Raw genomic sequence first — 21648 nt, 5'->3', positions numbered from 1 at the left:
CCGGAAACGCGAAAGGCCCCACCACCCGGTGGGTGGCAGGGCCTTCGGTCACGGCGCGATTACTTGCGCTTGGCGGCCTTGCGCACGGCCTTCTTGGCCGGAGCCTTCTTGGCAGCGACCTTCTTCAGCGGGGCAGCCTTCTTGGCAACCGTCTTGCGGGTGGCGGCAACCTTCTTGCCAGCTGCCTTCTTGGCAACGGCGGTCTTCTTGCCGACGGCCTTCTTGGCCACAGCAGCCTTCTTGCCGACAACCTTCTTGGCGGCGGCGGTCTTCTTGGTGGCGACCTTCCTGGTGGCGGCAACCTTCTTGCCGACAACCTTCTTCGCAGCCACGGCCTTCTTGCCAGCGACCTTCTTGGTGGCGACGGTCTTCTTGGCCACAGCCTTCTTGGCGGTGGCGACCTTCTTGCCGACCACCTTCTTGGCGGCCGCGGTCTTCTTGGCAACGGTCTTCTTGGCGACGGCGGCCTTCTTGGTGGCAGCCTTCTTCACGGTGGCGACCTTCTTGCCGGCAGTCTTGGTGGCGGCCTTGGTGGTCTTCTTGGCAGCGGCGGCCTTCTTGGTCACAGCCTTGCCTGCAGCGGCCTTCTTCTTGGCCACTTCCTTCTTCAGGGCAGCGGCTTCGGCCTTGGCGTTCTTCTTGGCCGCTTCCAGCTTCTTCTTGGCGTTGGCAACAGTCTTGCCGACCGACTTGGCAGCCTTTTCGGCCTTCTTGGCAACGGTCTTCTCGACCTTGGCCACGGCCTTCTTGGCCTTGGCAACGCGGGTACCGGCAGCCTTGGTGGCGCGCTTGACGGTCTTCTTGACCGACTTCACTGCGTCTTCGGCAGCGTGGGCGATGGTCTCGCCAACGTTGGTGGCGGTTTCTTTGACGTTCTCGACAGCGTCGGTCACGACCGACACACCATTACCGTTGCTCATGTTGCCCTCCTGGGGGCCTTAAGTATCAAAACGGGGCGATGCTATACCGACATTGACGATCGTGGAACGGGGCATGCGCCACCAATCGCATCTGCTGCGACGGCGATGGTGTAGTCGACCATCCCTGCAGGCACACCGTGTTTACAGGAAACCCCTTTTTTTTCAGTGCTGCGCCGCATGATCCGCGTCGTGACAGGCCTTGGTTGTGTGCACCCGCCCGGATGCCGCGGAAGGCATGCAATATGGCGCGTCGCGGCACCGGGATGCGCAGAACTGCGCAAGTATCGTCCTGTATCCGCGCGACCTGCGGCTGACGTCCGCACACAGCCGGGCGCCGCCTCCGCTGTCGTCACCGGCCCAGCGCTGGTCGTCGCGATCCGCGCTCCCGACGCGCGGTTTTCATGGCGCATTTATCCAGATCGCGACACACTCATTCAGCTTGTTTTACCGTAGAGCCGAACCGCCCCCATTCCCGCCAGCAAACCGACTCCCATGCGACCGCTACCTACCCTGCTCACGCTCGCAATCGCCGCCGCCTTCGGTGGCTTCGTTGCCACCGGCATCAACGCCCACCTGGACAACCGTGCCGATGCCGCTCCGCTTCCAGCGGTGGTGCCGACCATGGCGGCACTGCCAGCCGCAGTGGCCGGGCAGCAGGTTCCGTCACTGGCACCGATGCTGGAGAAGGCGATGCCGGCCGTGGTCAGCGTCAACACCAAGCAGGTGGTGCGCGTACGCAATCCCTTCTTCAACGACCCGTTCTTCCGCCGCCTGTTCCCGGACATCCCGCAGGAACGCATCAACGAATCGCTGGGGTCGGGCGTGATCATCGACGCCAGGGAGGGCCTGGTGCTGACCAACCACCATGTCATCGACAACGCCGATGACGTACAGGTGACACTGGCCGACGGGCGCACGGTCAAGGCCGAATTCCTCGGCTCGGACCGCGATACCGACATCGCGCTGATCCGCATTCCGGCGCAGAACCTGACCGACATCAAGCTCGGCAACAGCGACCAGTTGCGGGTGGGCGACTTCGTGGTGGCCATCGGCAATCCGTTCGGCTTCAGCCAGACGGTCACTTCGGGCATCGTCTCGGCGGTGGGCCGCAGCGGCATCCGCGGGCTGGGCTACCAGAACTTCATCCAGACCGACGCGTCGATCAACCCGGGCAACTCGGGTGGCGCGCTGGTCGACCTGCAGGGCCAGCTGGTCGGCATCAACACTGCCAGCTTCAACCCGCAGGGCAGCATGGCCGGCAACATCGGCCTGGGCCTGGCGATTCCCTCGAACCTGGCGCGCAGCGTGGTCGACCAGCTGGTCAAGCACGGCGTGGTGGTGCGCGGCACGCTGGGCGTGGAAAGCCAGAACCTGACCGCGCAGATCGCGCAGGGCCTGGGCCTGGGCGAAACCCGCGGTGCGCTGATCACCCGCGTGCTGGCCGGTTCGGCGGCCGCCGCCGCCGGCCTGAAGCCGGGCGACGTGGTGGTGTCGGCCAATGGCCAGCGCGTGGACAGCGCCGAAGCCCTGCACAACGTGGAAGGCCTGGCGGCGGTCGGCAGCCCGATGACGCTGGACGTACGCCGCGAAGGCAAGCCGCTGCAGATCAAGGCGACGCTGAAGGAACAGGCACGCGCGGTCACCGGCGACAGCCTGGACCCGCGCCTGGGCGGGGCCACCTTCGTCGACCTGCCCGAGTCGCTGCGCCAGTCGGGCGCCAGCGGCGTGCTGGTCAGCGAGGTCAAGCGCGGCAGCCGCGCCGCCAGCAACGGCCTGCAGCAGGGCGACATCATCACCGATGCCACCGTCGGTGAATTCGCCGACTTGGCCAGCTGGCGCGCCAACTTCCAGCAGCGCCCGCCGACGCTGGTGCTGCGCGTGCTGCGCAACAATGGCCAGCAGCAGGGCCAGCTCGTGATGCGCTGATCGCCCTGCCGTAACACCCCCTATACCCCGGCAATGCTATTGCTGTCAGTCCAGGTCGGCACCGCCGACTCCCGTTCCCCCATCGCAACAGGAGTGATTCGATGAGCCCCACCAATACCGAGAACCTGAAGGAACACCTGGGTGAAGCCGGTTCCCACCTGAAGCAGGCCGCTACGGCCGCCGGCGGTGCGATCAAGGGTGCAACCGGTGCAGCGACCGACGAGCTTCGCATCGGCAAGGCCAACGTCAAGGCTGAATTGTCCGACAGTGCACTGTCCGGCCTGGCCGCCGCCGAGTTCGGCGGTGCCGCCGCCAAGGAACAGGTCGATGCGCTGATGGACAAGGGCAAGGACCTGATCGACAGCGCCGCCGAACTGATCCGCGAACGTCCGCTGGCCTCGTTCGGCGTCGCCTTCGCAGCCGGCTGGATCATCGCCAAGCTGGCCCGCGGCAGCAGCGACAAGTAAGCCGCAGCGTGAGCGAAGACAACACGCAAGCGCCTGATCCGGCGGCCACCCCGCCGCTGGATGAGAGCATCCGCCAGGTCGGCGCGGCCGGTCGTGCCGCTGCCGATTCGGCCAAGCACACGCTGCGTTCACTGCGCCGGCTGGCCTCGGCCGACTTCGCGCTGGCGCGCAGCGCATTCGGTCGTGCGCTGGCCTGGGCCGGCGTGGCGATCGTGTTTGGTGCCTCGGCCTGGCTGCTGATGGCCGCCACCCTCATCGCGCTGCTGCAGAGCTGGGGCCTGAGTTGGCTGCAGGCCCTGCTGATCACCTCGCTGCTGAGCCTGGCCGTCACCGGCTATGCGATCTGGCGGGTGTCCTACTTCTTCCACCACACCGGCATGCACGCCACCCGGCGTCAGCTGTCACGCTTGGGCCTGTTTGACGAACCCAGCGAAGACGACCCTGATGCCGGCGTGCAGCTGCCCGAGGGCAAGCCATGAAGTTCGGCGCGCTGCAGCGGCGGGTAAAGCGCTGCGAACAGGTGGTGACCGTGCGTCTGGGCGAGACCCAGGACCACTGGTCCACCCTCGGCCAGGTGTGGCGACAGGGCTGGTCGCCGTTGCGCATCGTAGTGGTCGGCCTTGCCGGTGGCTTCATCGCCGGCAAGCTGGAGGTACCGGGCAAGGTCAACGGTGCCCGCTGGCTGCAGATGGTCGGTTCGGTCTCGAACCTGTTCGCCAGTGCGCAGGCGGCGTTCGCCACGGCGATGGCGGCGCAGGCTGCGGCCACCGCCGACGATGCGGCCGAAGAAGCCGACGATGCCAGCGAGCAGGCACAGGCAGCGGCCTCCGCTGCCGGAGCACGGCCGGCACCGGCACCACGCTCCGTGCCGGAGCCAGAACCGGACCTGCGCGGACCACGTCCGGCCGAAGCGGCCACCGAGCTGTCCGAACGTTGATCCATGGAATCCGCCGCGCCGATCGCGGCCGGCGGATAATGCGCTCCCCTTTCCGGTTGATGCGTCGATGAGCGAGTCCCTCCTGTCCCCGCCACCGCCCGGCCCCGACGAGCCAGAGGCAGCGCTGCCACCACCGTCGCGCCCGCGCGGGCCGATGTCGCTGGTGGTGCTGGCGACCCTGGCGGTGGGCTACACGCTGTGGGCCGCGCAGGACATCATCCTGCCGGTGCTGCTGGCGATGTTCTTCGCCCTGGTCGGCAACCCGATCCTGCGCCTGCTGCAGAAGCTGTGGATTCCGCGCGCGCTGGGCGCACTGTTGATCCTCGGTGCGGGCCTGGGCGTGACCGGTTCGCTCGCCGTGCAGCTGATCGGCCCGGCAATGGAATGGGCGCAGGAAGCCCCACAGCAGCTGCGCAAGGTCGCCCGCCAGGTGCAGGACCTGACAAAGCCGGTGCAGCAGGCCAACCAGGCGGCGGAAAACTTCGCCCGTGTGGCCGGCGGTGACAGCAACCACAAGGTGCAGGTGATCCGTACCCAGCTGGACGACCCCTACCGCATGCTGACCCGTGCGCCGCGGCTGGCTGCCTCGGTGTTGGCCGTGGTGCTGCTGACGCTGTTCTTCATGATCTACGGGCAGAGCCTGCAGCGCGCGGCGATCGCCCTGTTCCCCAACCGCCAGCAGCAGCGCTTCACTACGGACATCCTGCGTTCGATCGAACGCGAGGTCTCGCGTTACGTGCTGACCATCAGCGTCATCAACACTCTGGTCGGGCTGGTGTTCGCCGGCGTGCTGATGCTGCTCGGTATCGGCCTGCAGGAAGCGCTGCTGTGGGGCACGGTGGCCGCGCTGCTGAATTTTGCGCCGTATGTGGGTCCGTTGATCGGCGTGGCGCTGATGCTGTTGATGGGCTTCGTCGAGTTCCGCGACCCGCTGCAGGCCCTGCTGCCAGCGGCCGCCTACCTGGGCCTGCACACACTGGAAGGGCAGATGGTGACCCCGATCGTGCTGGGTCGTCGGATGAAGCTGTCGCCGCTGGTGCTGATCCTGGCGCTGATGGTGTTCGGCTGGGCCTGGGGCATGATCGGGCTGCTGCTGGCGGTGCCGCTGCTGGTGTGCATCAAGCTGGTGCTGGCACGCTTGGACGGCATGCAGGGCTGGGCACGCCTGCTGGAATGAAAGCCCGCGCGGGCAGGGGTAGAATGGCGGGGTGAATTTCCCCGTCCAAGCCATCACCCTCGACCTTGACGACACGCTGTGGCCGTTCGCTCCGATCGGCGCCCGCATCGAACAGGTCCTGCACGCCTGGATGTGCGAACACAGCCCCGCTACCGCCGCGATGTATCCGGTGGAGGCGATGCGCGAACTGCGCGAGCGGCTGTACCACGCCCATCCGCACCTCCACCACGACCTGAGTGCGCTGCGCCGGCTGACCCTGCACGAAGCACTGCGCACCAGCGGTTCCAGCCTCGATCTGCTGGAGCCTGCGTATGAAGTGTTCTACGCCGCGCGCAACCAGGTGGAGTGCTATCCCGATGCGATCGACGCGCTGGCGCGCATTGCCGCACGGGTACCGGTGGCGGCGCTGAGCAACGGCAACGCCGACCTGGAGCGGATCGGCCTGGCCCATCATTTCGCCTTCCAGCTGGGTTCGCGCGAACACGGCGCGGCCAAGCCCGAAGCCAGCATCTTCCATGCCGCGTGCACCCGCCTGGGTGTGGCGCCGGCACAGGTGCTGCACGTCGGCGATCATGTCGACATGGACGTGGCCGGGGCGATTGCCGCCGGCCTGCGCGGCTGCTGGATCAACCGCGACGCAGCCACCTGGACCCATCCGCAGCTGCAGCCGGACCTGCAGTTCGACACCCTTACCGGCCTGGCCGACTGGTTGGATGCCAACCTCGACGCCGCCGCACCCCGGAGTACCTGACGCATGAGCGAGATCACTGGTTTCACCGCCGACACCGCTGCGGCGCTGCCGTTGTACGTGCTGGACCGCGAGCAGTTCACCGCCTGGAAGGACAGCCAGCCGGCTGCCACGCAGGCGTGGCTGGCATCGCAGGGCTTCAACGCCGGCGCCCACAGCGTGGCACTGCTACCGGGCGCCGATGGCCTGGCCGGTGCCGTGATGGGCGTGGGTGATCGTGCCGATGCCTACAGCTATGCGCATGCGCCGCACGCGCTGCCGGAAGGCAGCGTCTGGCAGCTGGCCAATGAACTGCCGGCCGCCGAACTGGCGCTGCTGCAGCTGGGCTGGGGCCTGGGCAGCTACCGCTTTGACCGCTACCGCAAGCGCAACCGCGCACCGGCGCAGCTGGTGGCCTCGCCGACCGGCGAAGTGGCCGACCTGATCGCCGCCAGCCTGCGCGTGCGCGACTGGGTCAACACCCCGACCGAAGACATGGGCCCGCAGCAGCTGGAAGACGCCGCGCGCGCGCTGGCCGACGCACATGGTGCGCAGGTCGAGGCGATTACCGGCGACGAACTGCTGAAGCAGAATTTCCCGGCCATCCACGCCGTGGGCCGCGCTTCGCACCGTGCGCCGCGCCTGGTCGTGCTGCGCTGGGGCAGGGAAACCGACCCGGCGCTGGTGCTGGTCGGCAAGGGCGTGTGCTTCGATACCGGCGGGCTGGACATCAAGCCGGCCGACGGCATGCGCAACATGAAGAAGGACATGGGCGGCGCCGCGCACGCACTGGCCCTGGCCGGCCTGGTGATGGCGCGCGGGCTCCCGGTGCGCCTGACCCTGCTGGTGCCGGCAGTGGAAAACGCGATCGGCCCCGATGCGTTCCGTCCGGGCGAGGTCATCGCCACCCGCAAGGGCCTGAGCGTGGAGATCGACAACACCGACGCCGAGGGCCGCGTGATCCTGTGCGACGCATTGACCTTCGCCGGTGAGCAGAAACCGGACCTGGTGCTGGACTTCGCCACCCTCACCGGTGCCGCGCGCATCGCCCTGGGCCCCGACCTGCCGGCACTGTTCAGCAACGACGACACGGTGGCCCAGCAGTGGCTGCAGGCCGGTGACGCGACCCGCGACCCGGTCTGGCGCATGCCGCTGTGGCGCCCCTACCTGCGCTACCTGAGCAGCGGCATCGCCGACCTGGCCAACGCCGGTTCGCGCATGGCCGGCTCGGTGACCGCCGCGCTGTACCTGGAACGCTTCCTGGAAGACGGCCAGCGCTGGGCGCATCTGGACGTGTATGCCTGGAACGACGGCGAGCGCCCGGGCCGTCCGGCCGGTGGCGAAGCGCTGGCGCTGCGCTCGGCGTGGGCGATGCTGAAGCAGCGCTACAGCTGATCGGGTGGGTGCCGACCGTTGGTCGGCACGCCGTCCCCGGAAAATCTGACGAAAAATTGAATTTCGGCCCCGGCCGGGTTCTGCGAGGATGTGTGGGTCGACCACCCACACGCTCCGTGAAGGCAGGACTCCGACCATGTCGCTCTTTCGCTACACCCGCGCTGGCCAGACGCCGGGCGCGCCACGCAAGCATTCACCCCTGCTCTGGATCGCACTGATCGCACTCATCCTGGGTGCGGTCGCGCTGGCCTTCGCCTGGCTGGCCGGCTGGATTGGCGGCCGCCTGACCGCGCAGCGCTTCACCGACACCATCGAAGCCACCGGCCCGGCACATCCCGGGTTCCGCCGGGCGCACAGCAAGGGCATCTGCGTGAGCGGTTGGTTCGAACCCAGTGCACAGGCCCCTACCCTGTCCAGTGCACGGGTTTTCTCGCAGCGCCGCGTGCCGGTGATGGGCCGCCTGTCGATCGGCGGCGGTGATCCCTACGGCGCCGACAACACCGCGCGCGTACGCAGCCTGGCGGTGCAGATGGTCAGCGATGACGGCCAGGAATGGCGCATGGCGATGAACAGCTTCCCGTTCTTCGCCGTGCCCGATGCCGAGGCGTTCTACGAGCAGACGCGCGCCTCCATTCCCGACCCGGCCACCGGCAAGCCCGACCCGCAGAAGATGGCCGCTGTGCTGGCGAAATACCCCAGTGCACAGGCGTTCCAGCAGTGGGCCAGGACGGCGCCGTGGACCAGCAGCTGGGCCGACACCACCTTCAACAGCGTCAACAGCTTCTGGTTCACCAACGCGCAGGGCCAGAAGCGTGCGGTGCGCTGGCGCTGGCAGCCGCAGGCGCCGGTGGTGGAGATGGATGCGGAAACGCGCAAGCAGGCCAGTGTCGATTTCCTCAGCCAGGAACTGCAGCAGCGCCTGGCCAGCGGCCCGGTGCGCTGGAACCTGGTCGTCACTACCGCCGCGCCCGGCGATGCCATCGATGATCCCTCGGTGCCGTGGCCAGAGTCGCGTGATCAGGTGGTGGCCGGCGTACTCAGCCTGGACCGCATGCAGTCGCAGGAAAAAGGCGCGTGCGGCCAGATCAACTTCGATCCGCTGATTCTGCCCAGCGGCGTGCGCGGCAGTGACGATCCGATCCTGGCGGCCCGCTCGGCGGTGTATTCGCAGTCCTTCAACCGCCGCGAGCGCGAGCGCGCCAGCGGCAACGTCGAGCAACCGAAGGAGGCCGCGCGATGAACACCCATAACGGCCACTTCAACCTGCTGGCGCGGGTGCTGCACTGGACCATGGCGCTGATGATCATCGCCATGCTGTTCATCGGCGTGACCATGGTCGCCTCGCTGCACCTGCGGCCGATGCTGATCGACCTGCACCGACCACTGGGCATCGCGATCCTGCTGCTGGTGCTGCTGCGCCTGTACAACCGCCTGCGCCACCGCCCGCCGCCGCTGCCGGCGAATCTTCCGGTATGGCAGGTGATGGCGGCCAAGGCCTCGCACTGGATGCTGTATGCGCTGATGCTGGCGATGCCGTTGATCGGCTGGGCGATGCTGTCGGCCGGCGGTTACCCGATCGTGCTGTGGGGTGGCCTGCACCTGCCGCCGATCGTGCCGCACACCCCGGCGTTGTATGCCGCGCTGCGCAATGCGCACAGCTTGTTGGCGTATGTGTTGTTCGCCACGGTGCTGATGCATGTGGGGGCGGCGCTGTTCCATTTGTGGGTGCGGCGGGATGGCGTGTTCCAGGCGATGGCGCGCGGGAAGGATTGATCGGGTTCGCCGGGTGTTCCCGGTGATGTCATTTCCGCGACCGCGGGTGGGTGTCACTTTCTTTGCTCGTGCACCACGCTGCAGGAGCAGCGTGGAACGGCGTAGCCGGCCCGTAGGGTGGCGCACATGGATGTGCGCCATCAAGAAAGTAACCAAAGAAACACGCCGCCAGATCGCGAGCCGGTGCTGCGCACCGGTGCCCTGCGCTTCTCGGTGAATCAGGGGACGGCGCCGAACTCGCTGCGCTCAGACATCGGCGCCTCTACGCCCCTGATTCCCCTGCGATGCTCGGCTCGCTAAAAGGCGGACCCGACGTCAAAGGCAAAAGCTGCACCCCGTAGATCCACGCCGCGCGTGAATGCTCTTGTTGTTGATCTTGCCCTTCAAGTCCGCCTTGAGCGAGCCGAGCACCGCAGGTCCGGCGAGGGCGAAGAGGTGCGGGTGTCTGAGCGCAGCGAGTTCCCGCGCCGTCCCTCGACGGACCGAGGAGCGCAGGGCACCGGCGTGCGAAGCACGCCGGCTCGCGGCCGGCGGAGCGTTTCTTTGGTTACTTTCTTTGCGCGCAAAGAAAGTGACACCCACCCGCGGTCGCGGAAACGACATCATTGGGAACAGCTGGGCGCCGCTACAACCATCCCTTCTGCCGCGCCAGCCGGTACGCCTCGATCCGGTTGGCCACCCCCAGCTTGCCGATGCACTCGGACAGGTAATTGCGCACCGTGCCATGCGACAACCCCAGCTGCTCGGCAATCTCGCTGGCGGTACGGCCCTCGCCCGCCAGCCGCAGCACGCGGCGTTCGCGGTCGGTCAGCGGGTCGGCCTGCGACCACGCATCCAGTGCCAGCTGCGGGTCGATCGCGCGGATGCCCTGTTTCACCTTGCGCAGGGCATCGGCCAGGTTCTCGGCCGGTGCGTCCTTCAGCAGGTAGCCCAGCACGCCCGCTTCCAGCGCGCGGCGCAGGAAGCCGGCACGGGCGAAGGTAGTCACGATCACGACCTTGATCGGCAACTCGTGGCGGGCGATGCGCTGGGCCAGTTCCAGCCCGGACAGGCCAGGCATTTCGATGTCAGTGACCAGAATGTCCGGCTGCAGCTGCTGCAGCATGCGCCACGCCGCCTCGCCGTCAGCAGCGCTGCCCAGCACCTCGATGTCCGGCTCCAGGCCCAGCAGCGCCGACAATGCACCGCGTACCATCGCCTGGTCTTCGGCCAGCAGGATGCGGATCATGCGGCACCATCCCGTGCCAATGATGCTGACGACAGCGGCGTGGTCGCGGCCACCAGTGGCACGCGCACGGTCACTAGGGTGCCTTCGCCGCGCGGCGACTGCAGTGACAACTGGCCGCCCAGCGCCATCGCCCGTTCGCGCATGCCACACAATCCGTTGCCCTCGGCCTGTACGCCACCGCGGCCGTCATCGCGTATCTGCATCACCAACTGTCGTTCCTCAAGCATGAAATCCACCTGCACCCGGGTCGCCTGCGCGTGGCGCACGATGTTGGTCGCAGCCTCGCGCAGCACCAGCGCCAGCCCACGTTCCACGTCGACCGGCATCGGCAGCGGCGGTGTGTACTGCAGGTGTACCTGCTGGCATTCCAGCAGCAGCCGCGCCGAGGCCAGCTCGCCAGCCAGGTCGCTGGCGCGGATGCCGGTCACCGCACTGCGCACCTGGGCCAGCGCCTCGCGGGCGATCGCCTCGGCTTCGCCGATCTCCTGCCGCGCGCGCGCGTCATCACGGTCGTACAGCTTGCGCGCCAGCTCCAGCTTCAGCGTGATCAGCGACAGCGTGTGGCCCAGCAGGTCATGCAGATCGCGGCCGATGCGCTCGCGCTCGGCGGTAGTGGCCAGCCGCCGCACCTCGTCCTGGGACAGCTGCAGGGCAACGTCCCGTTGATGGCTCAAGGCCTCCACGTTCACCACCAGGCCGACGATGAACGACACGGCCGGCATCCACACCATGGCTTGCCACGGATAACCGACGTAGAGCGCAGCGCCGCAGAACAACAGGTTCAGGCCGGTGAGCTGCAACAGGTACACCCACCAGCCGCCACGGCTGCTCATGCGGATCATCACGCAACCGAACACGAAGTAGCTCAGTCCCGACGGATACCACGGCAGCAGCACCAGGGCCATCAGGATCATGCCCAGCGCATAGCGCCATGCGTGGTGCCGTGGCGCCAGCATCACCTTCGCATAGAGCAGCAGGAACAGCGGATAGCTGGCCACGGTCAGCAGCAGCCAGCGCACCGTGAAGCCATTGCCGAGCACCGGGGTGAGGAAGATCCAGACCGACCACAGCAGGTGGATCGCACCGCTCCAGGGCGACTTGCCACGCCGCAGCAGGTCGGCCACCGCCGAGTCCGGCGCGGGGCGCAGCAGGGAGGCAAGCCAGCTCGACGACACGGAAGAATCCAGGCGGGAATGATCGCTGCCGATCATGCCAGTTCAGCCGATCCGGCGCAGGCGGCGGCGCGCAAGCAGCAGCGCCACCACCGTGACCGCCAGCAGCACCAGCAGGTGGCCAGCCATGCCGCCCACCGACGGCAGCCCGACCACCGGCAGCGCCAGCTGCGCCAGATGCCAGGTTGGCCACAGCGGTGCCATCATCGAGAACACCTTGGGCAGCGCCGACAACGGCAGCCACAGGCCTGACAGCAGGGCCAGCGGCAGGTAGACCAGGTTGACCATCGCCGGCGCCGCGCTGGCACTGACATGACTGCCGATCAGCAGGCCGATCGCCCCCAGCGGCAGCGCTGCCAGGCCCGCCACCGCCAGCAGCTGCAGCATCTGCACTGGCTGCAGCTGCACGCCACCCAGCGCGCGCGCCACCCCGATCAACAGGGCGGCTACCAGCAACGCGAACATCACGGCCATCGCCAGTCGCGCCAGCAACGGTGCCGCCGCCGGCATCGGCAGCGCTCGCTTGAGGGTCAGCAGGCCGCCTTCACGGTCCAGCGCCAGCTGCACGCCGAAGCCGAACAGGGCCGGGGCCATCGCACCGAACACGCAGTAGGTGGCCAGCAGGTAGAGCGGTGCATGGCCGCGGCCCAACAGCACGCCGAACAACAGGTAGAACAGCACCGGGAACAGCAGCGAAGGCACCGCGAAGGCGGGTGTACGCCAGGCGCGGCGCAGCTCGGCCACCAGTTCAGCGCCGTACGGGCGCAAGGCCTGGCGCCACGCCGATACCGGCGCGGGTGTAGTGCCGGTACGGGTCATCGTGTTCATGCGGCCTCCCGGGTCATGTCGAGGAAAGCGTCGGCCAGTGCCGCGCCCTGTACTTCCAGCTCACGCAGCTGTGCATCGGCGGCCAGCAGGCGCGCCACCACCGGCTCGGCCGGGCTTGCCATCAACTGCAGGTGCTCGCCATCACGCTGCACCTGCTGCACGCCCGGCCACTGCTGTACGTCTTCAACAGTCAACACGCTGCGGCAGCGGATGCGGCGCGGCCGATCGGCCAGGCGCAGCTCGCTCAACGGTGCGTCGGCCAGCACCCGGCCCTGCTCCAGCACCACCACCTGCTGCGCCAGCGCTTCGGCCTCTTCCAGATAGTGGGTGGTCAGCAGCACGCCGCAGCCTTCGGCCACCAGCTGCCGGATCGCCTGCCACATCGCCTGCCGCGCCTGGATGTCCAGGCCGGTGGTGGGCTCGTCCAGGAACAGCACGCGCGGGCGACCACACAGCGCGATGGCGAACTGCACCGCGCGCTGCTGGCCACCGGACAGCTGACCGTAGCGACGGCCTGCCAGTGCCTGCAGGCCTGCGCGCTGCAGCACCTCCTGCAGCGGCATCGGGTCCGGATAGCAGGCGCTGGCCTGCGCCACCAGTTCGTCCACCTGCAGCATCGGCGGCAGGCTGGTGCTCTGCAGCATCACGCCCAGGCCGAGGCGGCTGCTGCGCTGCTGCGGGTCGCCACCGAGCAGCTCGACCTGGCCGGCATCGGCGCGGCGCAGGCCCAACAGCACGCTGATCGCGGTACTCTTGCCGGCACCGTTGCGGCCCAGCAATGCCAGCACCTGGCCAGCGCGGACCTGCAGGTCGATGCCCTGCAGGGCGGTATGGTCGCGGTAGCGCACCTGCACCTGCTGCAGGCGGGCCAGCGACGGGGCGATCGGATCCATGGGCGGTACCGGTAGCGGGGACGTTGCCATCCTGTGCCGCCGTGGTCACATTTCGCAGTTGCCGCCGTCAGTGTCATCGGATGACAGCTGTCACTGCCGTCATCGCTGTGCCAGCCTTCATGCTGTGCCGCACGCTCCACCGCCGGAACCGCCGCCGTCCGCGCTTCCGGCCACACCCGCCCGAACGCCTGTGATGGAACGAATGAACGCTTCTGCCGAGCTGTTGAAGGAACTCCGTATCGACCGCAAGTCGCCGCCGCCCGCCTCCGGTGGTGGCAGCAATGGCGGTGGCCGTCGTTGGCTGTGGATCGCGATCATCGTGGTCGTGCTGCTGATCGCCGCTGCCGTGGCCTTCCTGCTCGGCCGCGCGCCGGCCGTGGAAGTGGAAACCGCGCCCGCAGTGGCCATCCAGCAGGGCAGCGCCAGCAGTTCGGTGCTCGATGCCAGTGGCTACGTGGTCGCCCGGCGCATGGCCACGGTCTCGGCCAAGATCACCGGCAAGGTGCGCGAGGTGATGATCGAGGAAGGCATGCGGGTCGAAGCCGGCCAGGTGATGGCCACCCTGGATCCGATCGATGCCGATGCGCAGCGCAGCCTGTATGCCTCGCAGTTGCAGGCCGCGCGCAGTCAGGTGGCCGGGCTGGAGGCACAGCAGAAGCAGGCCGCCGCAGAAGCCAGCCGCCTGCAGGCGCTGGTCGACCAGCAACTGGTGTCACGTTCGCAGTACGACCAGGCCGTGGCCCAGCGTGACAGCCTGCGTGCGCAGCTGGAAACGGCCCAGCGCAACGTCAAGGTCGCCAACGACCAGCTGGCCATTGCCGATCTGGGCGTGGACAACAACATCGTGCGCGCGCCGTTCTCCGGCGTGGTCACCGCCAAGGCCGCGCAGCCGGGCGAAATCGTTTCGCCGCTGTCGGCGGGCGGTGGTTTCACCCGTACCGGCATCGGCACCATCGTCGACATGGACTCGCTGGAGATCGAAGTCGAGGTCGGTGAGGCATTCATCGGCCGCGTGCAACCGAAGATGCCGGTGGAAGCCACGCTCAACGCTTATCCGGAGTGGAAGATTCCGGGCGAGGTCATCGCCATCATCCCCACTGCCGACCGCGGCAAGGCCACGGTGAAGGTGCGCGTGGCGCTGAAGGTGAAGGACCCGCGCATCGTGCCGGAGATGGGCGTGCGGGTCAGCTTCCTGGAGCAGGCGCAGCCGCAGGCGGACGCCAAACCGCAGGGCGTGCGCATGCCGGCTGGCGCGGTGGTCCAGCGCGAGGGCGCCTCGGTGACCTTCGTACTGGGCGACCAGAGCCGCGTGCAGCAGCGCACGGTCGAGGCCGGCCAGGCGATGGGCAAGGACCGCCAGATCCTCAAGGGCGTCAGCGCGGGTGAGTCGGTGGTGGTGAACCCGCCGGACACCCTGCGCGATGGCGCCAAGGTGCAACAGAAACAAGCGCAGTAACGGCCTGGCGCCCATGGGCGCCGCCGGCAGCACCGCTCGACGCACGCCTGCGGCCACCGCAGGTGCGCTTCCCCGTTTCCCGCCTTCCGTGGAGAACCACCCATGTCGACCCTGGTTTCACTGCGCAACATCACCAAGACCTACCAGCGTGGCCCCGAGAAAGTGCAGGTGCTGCACGGCATCGACCTGGACATCGCCAGCGGCGACTTCGTCGCGCTGATGGGCCCGTCCGGCTCGGGCAAGACCACCCTGCTCAACCTGATCGGCGGCCTGGACAACCCCAGCGGCGGCGAGATCAGCATCGAAGGCGAACGCATCGACCAGATGAGCGGCGGCCAGCTGTCGACCTGGCGCAGCCACCACGTCGGCTTCGTGTTCCAGTTCTACAACCTGATGCCGATGCTGACCGCGCAGAAGAACGTGGAGCTGCCGCTGCTGCTGACCCATCTCAATGCCGCGCAGCGCCGCCGCAATGCCGAGATCGCGCTGACCCTGGTCGGCCTGGCCGACCGCCGCAGCCATCGCCCCAATGAACTGTCCGGCGGCCAGCAGCAGCGCGTGGCGATCGCGCGGGCGATCGTCTCCGACCCGACCTTCCTGATCTGCGACGAACCCACCGGCGACCTCGACCGCCAGTCCGCCGAGGAGATCCTCGGCCTGCTGCAGCAGCTCAACCGCGAACACGGCAAGACCATCATCATGGTCACCCATGACCCGAAGGCCGCCGAGTACGCCACGCACACGGTGCACCTGGACAAGGGCGAGCTGGCCGACGCGCCGCTGGCCCACTGACGGAGGCCACGGCGATGAAATACTTCTCGTTGGTGTGGGCGCAGCTGTTCCGCAGCCGCACGCGCACCCTGTTGACCCTGCTGTCGGTGGTGGCCGCGTTCCTGCTGTTCGGCATGCTCGACTCGGTGCGCGTGGCGTTCTCGTCCGGCGGCAGCGTGGAAGGCGCCAACCGCCTGGTGGTGGCCTCGCGGCTGTCGATCACCCAGTCGCTGCCGATCCGCCTGGAAACCCAGATCCGCCAGGTGGCCGGCGTGCGCGACGTGGCCTACGGCATGTGGTTCGGCGGCATCTACCAGGATCCAAAGAACTTCTTCCCGAACTTCTCGGTGTCGCCCAACTACTTCGATGTCTACCGCGAGCTGCAGATCGATCCGGCCCAGCTGGAGGACTGGAAGCAGACCCGCACCGGCGCCATCGTCGGCGAATCGCTGGCCAAGCAGTTCGGCTGGAAGATCGGCGACACCATCCCGTTGCAGGCCACGATCTTCCCGCGCGGCGGCAGCAACGACTGGCCGCTGGAACTGAAGGGCATCTACCGTTCCAAGGACCGAGCGCTGGCGGCCAACGAAGAACGCCAGTTGATGATGAACTGGAAGTACTTCGATGAATCCAACGACTACATCAAGAACCAGGTGAGCTGGTACACGGTGACGCTGGACAACCCGGATCATTCCTCGCGGGTAGCGCAGGCCATTGATGCAATCTCGGCCAACTCCGACCACGAGACCAAGACCCAGACCGAGTCGGCGTTCCAGCAGGCCTTCGTCAAGCAGTTCGCCGACATCGGCATGATCGTCACTTCAATCATGGGCGCGGTGTTCTTCACCCTGCTGCTGTTGACCGGCAACACCATGGCGCAGGCGGTGCGCGAACGTGTGCCGGAGCTGGCCACGCTGAAGACGCTGGGCTTCAAGGACAGCACCGTGCTGACCCTGGTGATGGTGGAGTCGGTGCTGCTGATCGGCCTGGGCGGCCTGATCGGCATGGGCCTGGCCGCACTGATCCTGCCGGCGATCGGCCCGAAGAGCATGGGCATGCTGCCGCCACACGTACCGACGCCGACCTGGCTGATGGGGCTGGGCCTGATCGTGGTGATCGGCATCATCGTCGGGTTGTTGCCGGCGCTGCGTGCCAAGCGCCTGAAGATCGTCGACGCACTGGCCGGCCGCTGAGGAGGACACCGACATGTTCAAGAGCAAACTCAAGAAATGGCTGGGCAACGGCCTGACGGTGCTGCTGCTGGTGATCGGCCTGGTGCTGTGGATCAGCCTGCCGTGGTTCGGCGTGCTGGCCGTGGCCGTGCTGGTGGCACTGTGGCTGCTGCTGACCCGTGGCGGACGGTTGGCGCTGGCCGCCACCCGCATCGGCGTGGCCAGCCTGCCGCAGCGCTGGGGCGCGTCCTCGGTGATCGTGGTCGGCATCGCCGGCGTGGTCGGCGTGCTGGTGGCGATGCTGGCGATGGGCGAAGGCTTCCAGGCCACGCTCAACAACACCGGCGACGACACCACCGCCATCGTGCTGCGCGGCGGCTCGCAGGCCGAGACCAACTCGGTGATCACCCGCGAGCAGGTGCCGACGTTGTCCACCCTGCCCGGCATCAGCCGCGATGGCGAAGGCCGGCCGCTGCTGTCGCCGGAGCTGTCGCAGGTGGTCAACCTGGTATCGAAGTCCGACGGCACCGACGTCAACGCGCAGTTCCGCGGCGTTGGTCCGCAGGCCTGGGCCGTGCATGACAAGGTCAAGATCATCGAAGGCCGCAAGTTCGCAGCCGGCCTGCGCGAGATCGTGGTCGGCCAGGGTGCCAAGGGCCAGTTCCGCGACATGGACGTGGGCAGGACGCTGACCCTGGGCAACCAGACCTGGACCGTGGTCGGCGTGTTCGCCACCGGCGATGCGCACGATTCGGAGCTGTGGACCGACGCCGATACGCTGGCCACCACCTACCAGCGCAGCGCCTGGCAGTCGATCAGCGTGCGTACCGATGGCAAGGCCGGCTTCGAGCAGTTCAAGGCAGCGGTCGCCGCCGACCCGCGCCTGAAACTGGACGTGGAAACCACCCGTGTCTACTACAGCAAGCAGGGCGGCGGGCTGACCAAGCTGATCGACATCCTCGGCAAGGTCATCGGCACGATCATGGCGGTGGGTGCAGTGTTCGGCGCACTCAACACCATGTATGCGGCCGTGGCCACCCGTGCGCGCGAGATCGCCACCATGCGCGCGATCGGCTTCCGCGGCCTGCCGGTGGTGACGGCGGTGATGCTGGAGACCATGCTGCTGGCGTTGCTGGGTGGCCTTCTGGGGTGTGCGGTGGCGTGGCTGCTGTTCAATGGCTACAGCGTGTCCACCATCGGCAGCAACTTCAGCGCGGTGGTGTTCAAGTTCCATGTGTCGCCGGAACTGCTGTGGACCGGACTGAAATGGGCGCTGGGCATCGGCCTGGTCGGCGGCCTGTTCCCGGCGCTGCGCGCGGCCCGTTTGCCGATCACCACGGCGTTGCGAGAAACCTGAGCATCACGCAGCGGTGGACTGCGCATCACGCAGGGGACGGAGCGAAGACTCCGTCCCTTTTATTTTGCGCGTCATCCACGCTTGCTGGTGAGCCAGAACGTCCAGTAGATCCACGCCATGCGTGGATGGATGCCGGCGCACGCGCACGGCTACAGATTGCGGGAAATACGCCGCTATCGATGCCTCTGCCCATCGAGAACGCAACGCGCGTGACGTCGCGCACATCCCATCTGTGGATTGTTGGTTGCGATTCATTTTCGCGCACATCCGCGGCGCAGAGGCAAACAGTTACGAATGGAAACATTCTAGAATCGCCCCCCCACGTTGGTTTGCAGCACCCCACGCGTCCATAGAACGGGCGCTTGTTTTCCTGAAACACGAGATTTCACGGATGTCCCTGAAAACCAATCCGCTGCGCAACGCGATCGTCATCGCGCTGGCCGCCAGCTGCACCACCCCCGCCTTCGCACAGAGCGCCGGCGATACCCCGACCAACCTCGATCGCATCGAGATCACCGGCTCGCGCATCCGCCAGGCCAGTGTCGAGACCGCACAGCCGGTCGTCGCGCTCAGCCGCGCCGAGATCGAGAAGAAGGGTTACATCAACGTCGCCGACATCCTGCAGGACGTCACCGCCGCCGGCGCACCGAGCCTGAGCCGCTCGTCGTCGCTGAGTTCTTCGCGCGACTTCGGCGGCACGTACGTCAGCCTGCGCAACCTCGGCCCGGAGCGCAGCCTGGTGCTGATCGACGGCCGCCGCATGGGCGTCAGCGCCGGTGGCTACTCCGACCTGGCTTCGATTCCCTCGGCGATTGTCGAGCGCGTGGAAGTGCTCACCGATGGCGCGTCCGCGCTGTACGGCTCGGACGCCATCGCCGGTGTGGTCAACATCATCACCCGCAAGAACTTCGACGGTGGCGAAGCCAGCGTCTACGTCGGCCAGTACGGTGAAGGTGACGGCCAGAAGCGCTCCTACAGCGCCACCTTCGGCAAGACCTTCGACCGCGGCTGGTTCAGCGTCGGCGCCGAGCGCACCAAGGAAGACGAGATCCTCGGCAGCGAGCGCGAGTTCAGCCGTTACCCGGGTGGCCCGCGCCATCCCGACGACGTCAAGGCACTGAACCAGACCACGCAGTGGGGCAGCGTCACTGTCGACGGCAAGTCGCTGACCGTGGGCCCGGGCGGCGACCCGAGCCAGAAGGGCAATTTCCACACGCCCAATCCGGCCGATGGTGCCAACACCAAGACCAACATGAGCCTGCTGAGCGGCCTGGAGCGCACTTCGGTGTTCGCCAACGGTGGCTTCTCGATCACCGATGACCTGCGCATCGTGGCCGACGCGCTGTACAGCAAGCGCGAGTCGACCAAGCACCTGGCCGGCTACCCCTACTCGGTGTCCACCGCACAGGCGCGCAACGGTTCCCGTGCTGCCCTGTCCAAGGACAGTGCGTTCAACCACTGGGGCCAGGACGTGCTGTTCTCGCACCGCACCGAAGAAATGCCGCGTGCGACCGAGAACAACCTGGACACCAAGCGCGCCAGCATCGGCCTGGAAGGCAGCTTCGAAACCGGTTCGCGTTACTGGGACTGGAACGTCAGCTACATGTACAACCGCAATGAAGGCGAGCGCATCGGTACCGGCAGCATGTACCAGCCGCACGTCGACCTGGCGGTCGGCCCATCCTTCATGGATGGCACCGTGGCACGCTGCGGCAGCCCGGGTGCAGTGATCGCCGGCTGCGTGCCGTGGAACCCGGCCGCGCCGATGGGCTATGCGGGCCCGGGCTCGCTGAGCAACCAGGACGTGCAGGACTACCTGTTCACCCGCTTCGTCGACAAGATGAAGAGCACCACGAAGGTCGCCAGCGCCAACATCTCCGGTTCGGTGTTCACCCTGCCGGCCGGCGACGTGATGGCCGCGATGGGCTTCGAGCACCGCAACGAAGAAGCCAGCTACACCCCGGACCTGATGGTGCAGAAGGGCCAGATTGCCGGCACCACCGGCCAGCCGACCCGTGGCGACTACTCGCTCAACGAGGTCTACCTGGAGCTGCAGGTACCGCTGCTGGCCGACATGCCGTTCGCGCGTGAACTGTCGCTGGACCTGGCCGGCCGCTACACCGACTACAACACCTTCGGTTCGACCACCAACAGCAAGTTCGGCCTGAAGTGGAAGCCGATCGACAGCCTGCTGGTACGCGCGACCTATGGCACCGGCTTCCGTGCGCCGACCGTGGACGACCTGTACGGCGGTGCGGTGAAGAGCCGTGATTCGTTCACCGATCCGTGCGATACCTCGTTCGGCATCGCTGCCAGCAGTGCGACCGTGGCCGCACGCTGCCAGGCGCTGAAGGTGCCGGCGGACTTCCGCCAGCAGACCGCGTCGGAAGGCAACGTCGCCAACCGTCCGGGCCAGCAGGGCATCGCCGATTTCGACTCCGGTTCCAATGCGAACCTGAAGCCGGAAACCGCCAAGACCTGGACCGTGGGCCTGGTGTACAGCCCCGAGTTCGTGCCGGGCCTGGACGTCAGCCTGGACTGGTGGAAGATCCGCATCGACAACGCGATCGTGGGTGAGTCGGCCACCGACATCCTCAACCAGTGCTACGTGCAGGGCGTGGATTCGGCGTGCGGCCGCTTCACCCGCTCCACCAGCGCCAAGACGCTGGGTCAGGTGACGTCGCTGGACCGCTCGCTGGTCAATGCGGGCTACCGCGAAACCGCCGGGTACGACTTCAGCCTGCGTTACCGCCTGCCGGAAACCGCGTTCGGCCGCTTTGCCGCCACCTGGAACACCACCTACACCGACTACCTGGAGCAGCGCAACGACAGCGCCGCCACCACGCCGGTGGAGCAGAAGACCGGCTGGCAGGGCAACTTCCGCGTGCGTTCGACCTTCAACCTGGATTGGCAGTACGGCGACCTGGGCATCGGCTGGACCGCCCGCTACTACTCGGGCATGAAGGAAGCCTGCTCGTATGACCTGGCCGGTGGCCCGGACTGCAACATGGCCGGCTTCGTCTCGCCGTACACCGATGCGCAGCCGAGCCGCAAGGTGGGCTCCAACACCTTCCACGACCTGCAGGTGCGTTACAGCCTGCCGTGGGACGGCACCGTGTCGCTGGGCGTGAACAACGTCTTCGACCACCAGGGTCCGATCATGTACAGCCAGCCGAACAGCAGCTTCACCTACTACGGTGGCTTCGACATCGGTCGTTTCATGTACATGAAGTACCAGCAGCGCTTCTAAGCCTGCAACCGCGTTCCCGCCACCGCCATCTCTCTCTCCTGGCGGTGGATGGAAGCAGAACGGCGCCCTTCGGGGCGCCGTTCTTTTTTGGGTGGAAGCGGGTCGGATCCCTTCACCCTGCGAAGGGCTCTGACCCCACGCGACGGATAGAACAGGGTCAGAGCCCTCCGCGTTGCGGAGGGATCCGACCCCGCAGCCC

At 67.3% G+C, this 21648-nt stretch carries 19 protein-coding genes; 14 read left to right on the top strand and 5 right to left on the bottom strand.

Translation table 11 applies throughout. The features are described 5' to 3' along the window. Positions 1–59: 59 nt before the first annotated feature. On the bottom strand, positions 60–920 hold the full coding sequence (locus tag H4O10_RS18370) for a hypothetical protein (protein ID WP_049403470.1): 861 nt from the start codon (positions 918–920) through the stop codon (positions 60–62). A gap of 492 nt (positions 921–1412) precedes the next feature. On the opposite strand from H4O10_RS18370, the gene H4O10_RS18365 reads away from it, so the two are divergent. The 9 genes from H4O10_RS18365 (at position 1413) to H4O10_RS18325 (ending at position 9322) form a co-directional block, all read left to right on the top strand. Then, the gene (locus tag H4O10_RS18365) at positions 1413–2846 is read left to right on the top strand and encodes a Do family serine endopeptidase (protein ID WP_012478904.1); all 1434 of its coding nucleotides are present in this window, start codon (positions 1413–1415) and stop codon (positions 2844–2846) included. Positions 2847–2947: 101 nt separating this feature from the next. After that, entirely contained in the window at positions 2948–3313 is a 366-nt protein-coding gene (locus H4O10_RS18360; protein ID WP_004153835.1) for a hypothetical protein, read from the top strand. A gap of 8 nt (positions 3314–3321) precedes the next feature. Further along, positions 3322–3792, top strand: coding sequence for a phage holin family protein (locus H4O10_RS18355; RefSeq protein WP_005407741.1), 471 nt, complete (start codon positions 3322–3324; stop codon positions 3790–3792). Further along, complete coding sequence (locus H4O10_RS18350; protein ID WP_005411983.1) at positions 3789–4250, top strand: hypothetical protein; 462 nt, start codon at positions 3789–3791, stop codon at positions 4248–4250. Before H4O10_RS18355 ends, H4O10_RS18350 begins: the two co-directional genes overlap by 4 nt. A gap of 67 nt (positions 4251–4317) precedes the next feature. Further along, positions 4318–5427, top strand: coding sequence for an AI-2E family transporter (locus H4O10_RS18345; protein WP_049453618.1), 1110 nt, complete (start codon positions 4318–4320; stop codon positions 5425–5427). 31 nt (positions 5428–5458) lie between these two features. After that, on the top strand, positions 5459–6178 hold the full coding sequence (locus H4O10_RS18340; protein ID WP_049453616.1) for an HAD-IA family hydrolase: 720 nt from the start codon (positions 5459–5461) through the stop codon (positions 6176–6178). 3 nt (positions 6179–6181) lie between these two features. Then, positions 6182–7549, top strand: a complete 1368-nt coding sequence (locus H4O10_RS18335; RefSeq protein ID WP_033833591.1) for a M17 family metallopeptidase — start codon at positions 6182–6184, stop codon at positions 7547–7549. A 136-nt stretch (positions 7550–7685) separates the two neighbouring features. Then, positions 7686–8789 (top strand): catalase family peroxidase, encoded by a 1104-nt coding sequence (locus tag H4O10_RS18330; RefSeq protein WP_033833590.1) that lies wholly within the window; start codon positions 7686–7688, stop codon positions 8787–8789. Then, complete coding sequence (locus H4O10_RS18325) at positions 8786–9322, top strand: cytochrome b (protein ID WP_049453614.1); 537 nt, start codon at positions 8786–8788, stop codon at positions 9320–9322. Before H4O10_RS18330 ends, H4O10_RS18325 begins: the two co-directional genes overlap by 4 nt. Before the next feature lie 625 nt (positions 9323–9947). Here H4O10_RS18325 and H4O10_RS18320 read toward each other — a convergent pair. The 4 genes from H4O10_RS18320 to H4O10_RS18305 are packed head-to-tail and all read right to left on the bottom strand — an operon-like array spanning position 9948 to position 13443. Continuing rightward, complete coding sequence (locus tag H4O10_RS18320) at positions 9948–10550, bottom strand: response regulator transcription factor (RefSeq protein ID WP_005407733.1); 603 nt, start codon at positions 10548–10550, stop codon at positions 9948–9950. Further along, positions 10547–11761, bottom strand: a complete 1215-nt coding sequence (locus tag H4O10_RS18315) for a sensor histidine kinase (protein ID WP_049454244.1) — start codon at positions 11759–11761, stop codon at positions 10547–10549. The genes H4O10_RS18320 and H4O10_RS18315 overlap by 4 nt, the downstream gene beginning before the upstream one ends. Before the next feature lie 6 nt (positions 11762–11767). Next, entirely contained in the window at positions 11768–12550 is a 783-nt protein-coding gene (locus H4O10_RS18310; RefSeq protein WP_049454242.1) for an ABC transporter permease, read from the bottom strand. Further along, the gene (locus H4O10_RS18305) at positions 12547–13443 is read right to left on the bottom strand and encodes an ABC transporter ATP-binding protein (RefSeq protein WP_049403473.1); all 897 of its coding nucleotides are present in this window, start codon (positions 13441–13443) and stop codon (positions 12547–12549) included. The genes H4O10_RS18310 and H4O10_RS18305 overlap by 4 nt, the downstream gene beginning before the upstream one ends. Positions 13444–13645: 202 nt before the next feature. On the opposite strand from H4O10_RS18305, the gene H4O10_RS18300 reads away from it, so the two are divergent. The 5 genes from H4O10_RS18300 to H4O10_RS18280 all read left to right on the top strand — a co-directional run bounded on the left by H4O10_RS18300 (position 13646) and on the right by H4O10_RS18280 (position 21449). After that, positions 13646–14899, top strand: coding sequence for an efflux RND transporter periplasmic adaptor subunit (locus H4O10_RS18300; protein WP_049454240.1), 1254 nt, complete (start codon positions 13646–13648; stop codon positions 14897–14899). Between the two features lie 102 nt (positions 14900–15001). Continuing rightward, positions 15002–15691 carry an ABC transporter ATP-binding protein gene (locus tag H4O10_RS18295; protein ID WP_004137569.1) on the top strand — a complete coding sequence of 230 codons (690 nt, stop codon included), beginning with the start codon at positions 15002–15004 and terminating at the stop codon, positions 15689–15691. A gap of 14 nt (positions 15692–15705) precedes the next feature. Beyond that, entirely contained in the window at positions 15706–16863 is a 1158-nt protein-coding gene (locus H4O10_RS18290) for an ABC transporter permease (RefSeq protein ID WP_005407727.1), read from the top strand. A gap of 13 nt (positions 16864–16876) precedes the next feature. Beyond that, positions 16877–18199, top strand: coding sequence for an ABC transporter permease (locus H4O10_RS18285; protein ID WP_005407726.1), 1323 nt, complete (start codon positions 16877–16879; stop codon positions 18197–18199). Positions 18200–18590: 391 nt separating this feature from the next. After that, positions 18591–21449, top strand: a complete 2859-nt coding sequence (locus H4O10_RS18280; RefSeq protein WP_005407725.1) for a TonB-dependent receptor — start codon at positions 18591–18593, stop codon at positions 21447–21449. Positions 21450–21648 lie beyond the last annotated feature (199 nt).

The organism is Stenotrophomonas sp. I18B00994 (assembly GCF_014145825.1).
In the GTDB taxonomy this organism is placed as follows: Bacteria; Pseudomonadota; Gammaproteobacteria; order Xanthomonadales; family Xanthomonadaceae; genus Stenotrophomonas; species Stenotrophomonas maltophilia.
This window is presented reverse-complemented; position numbering and strand designations above follow the sequence as displayed.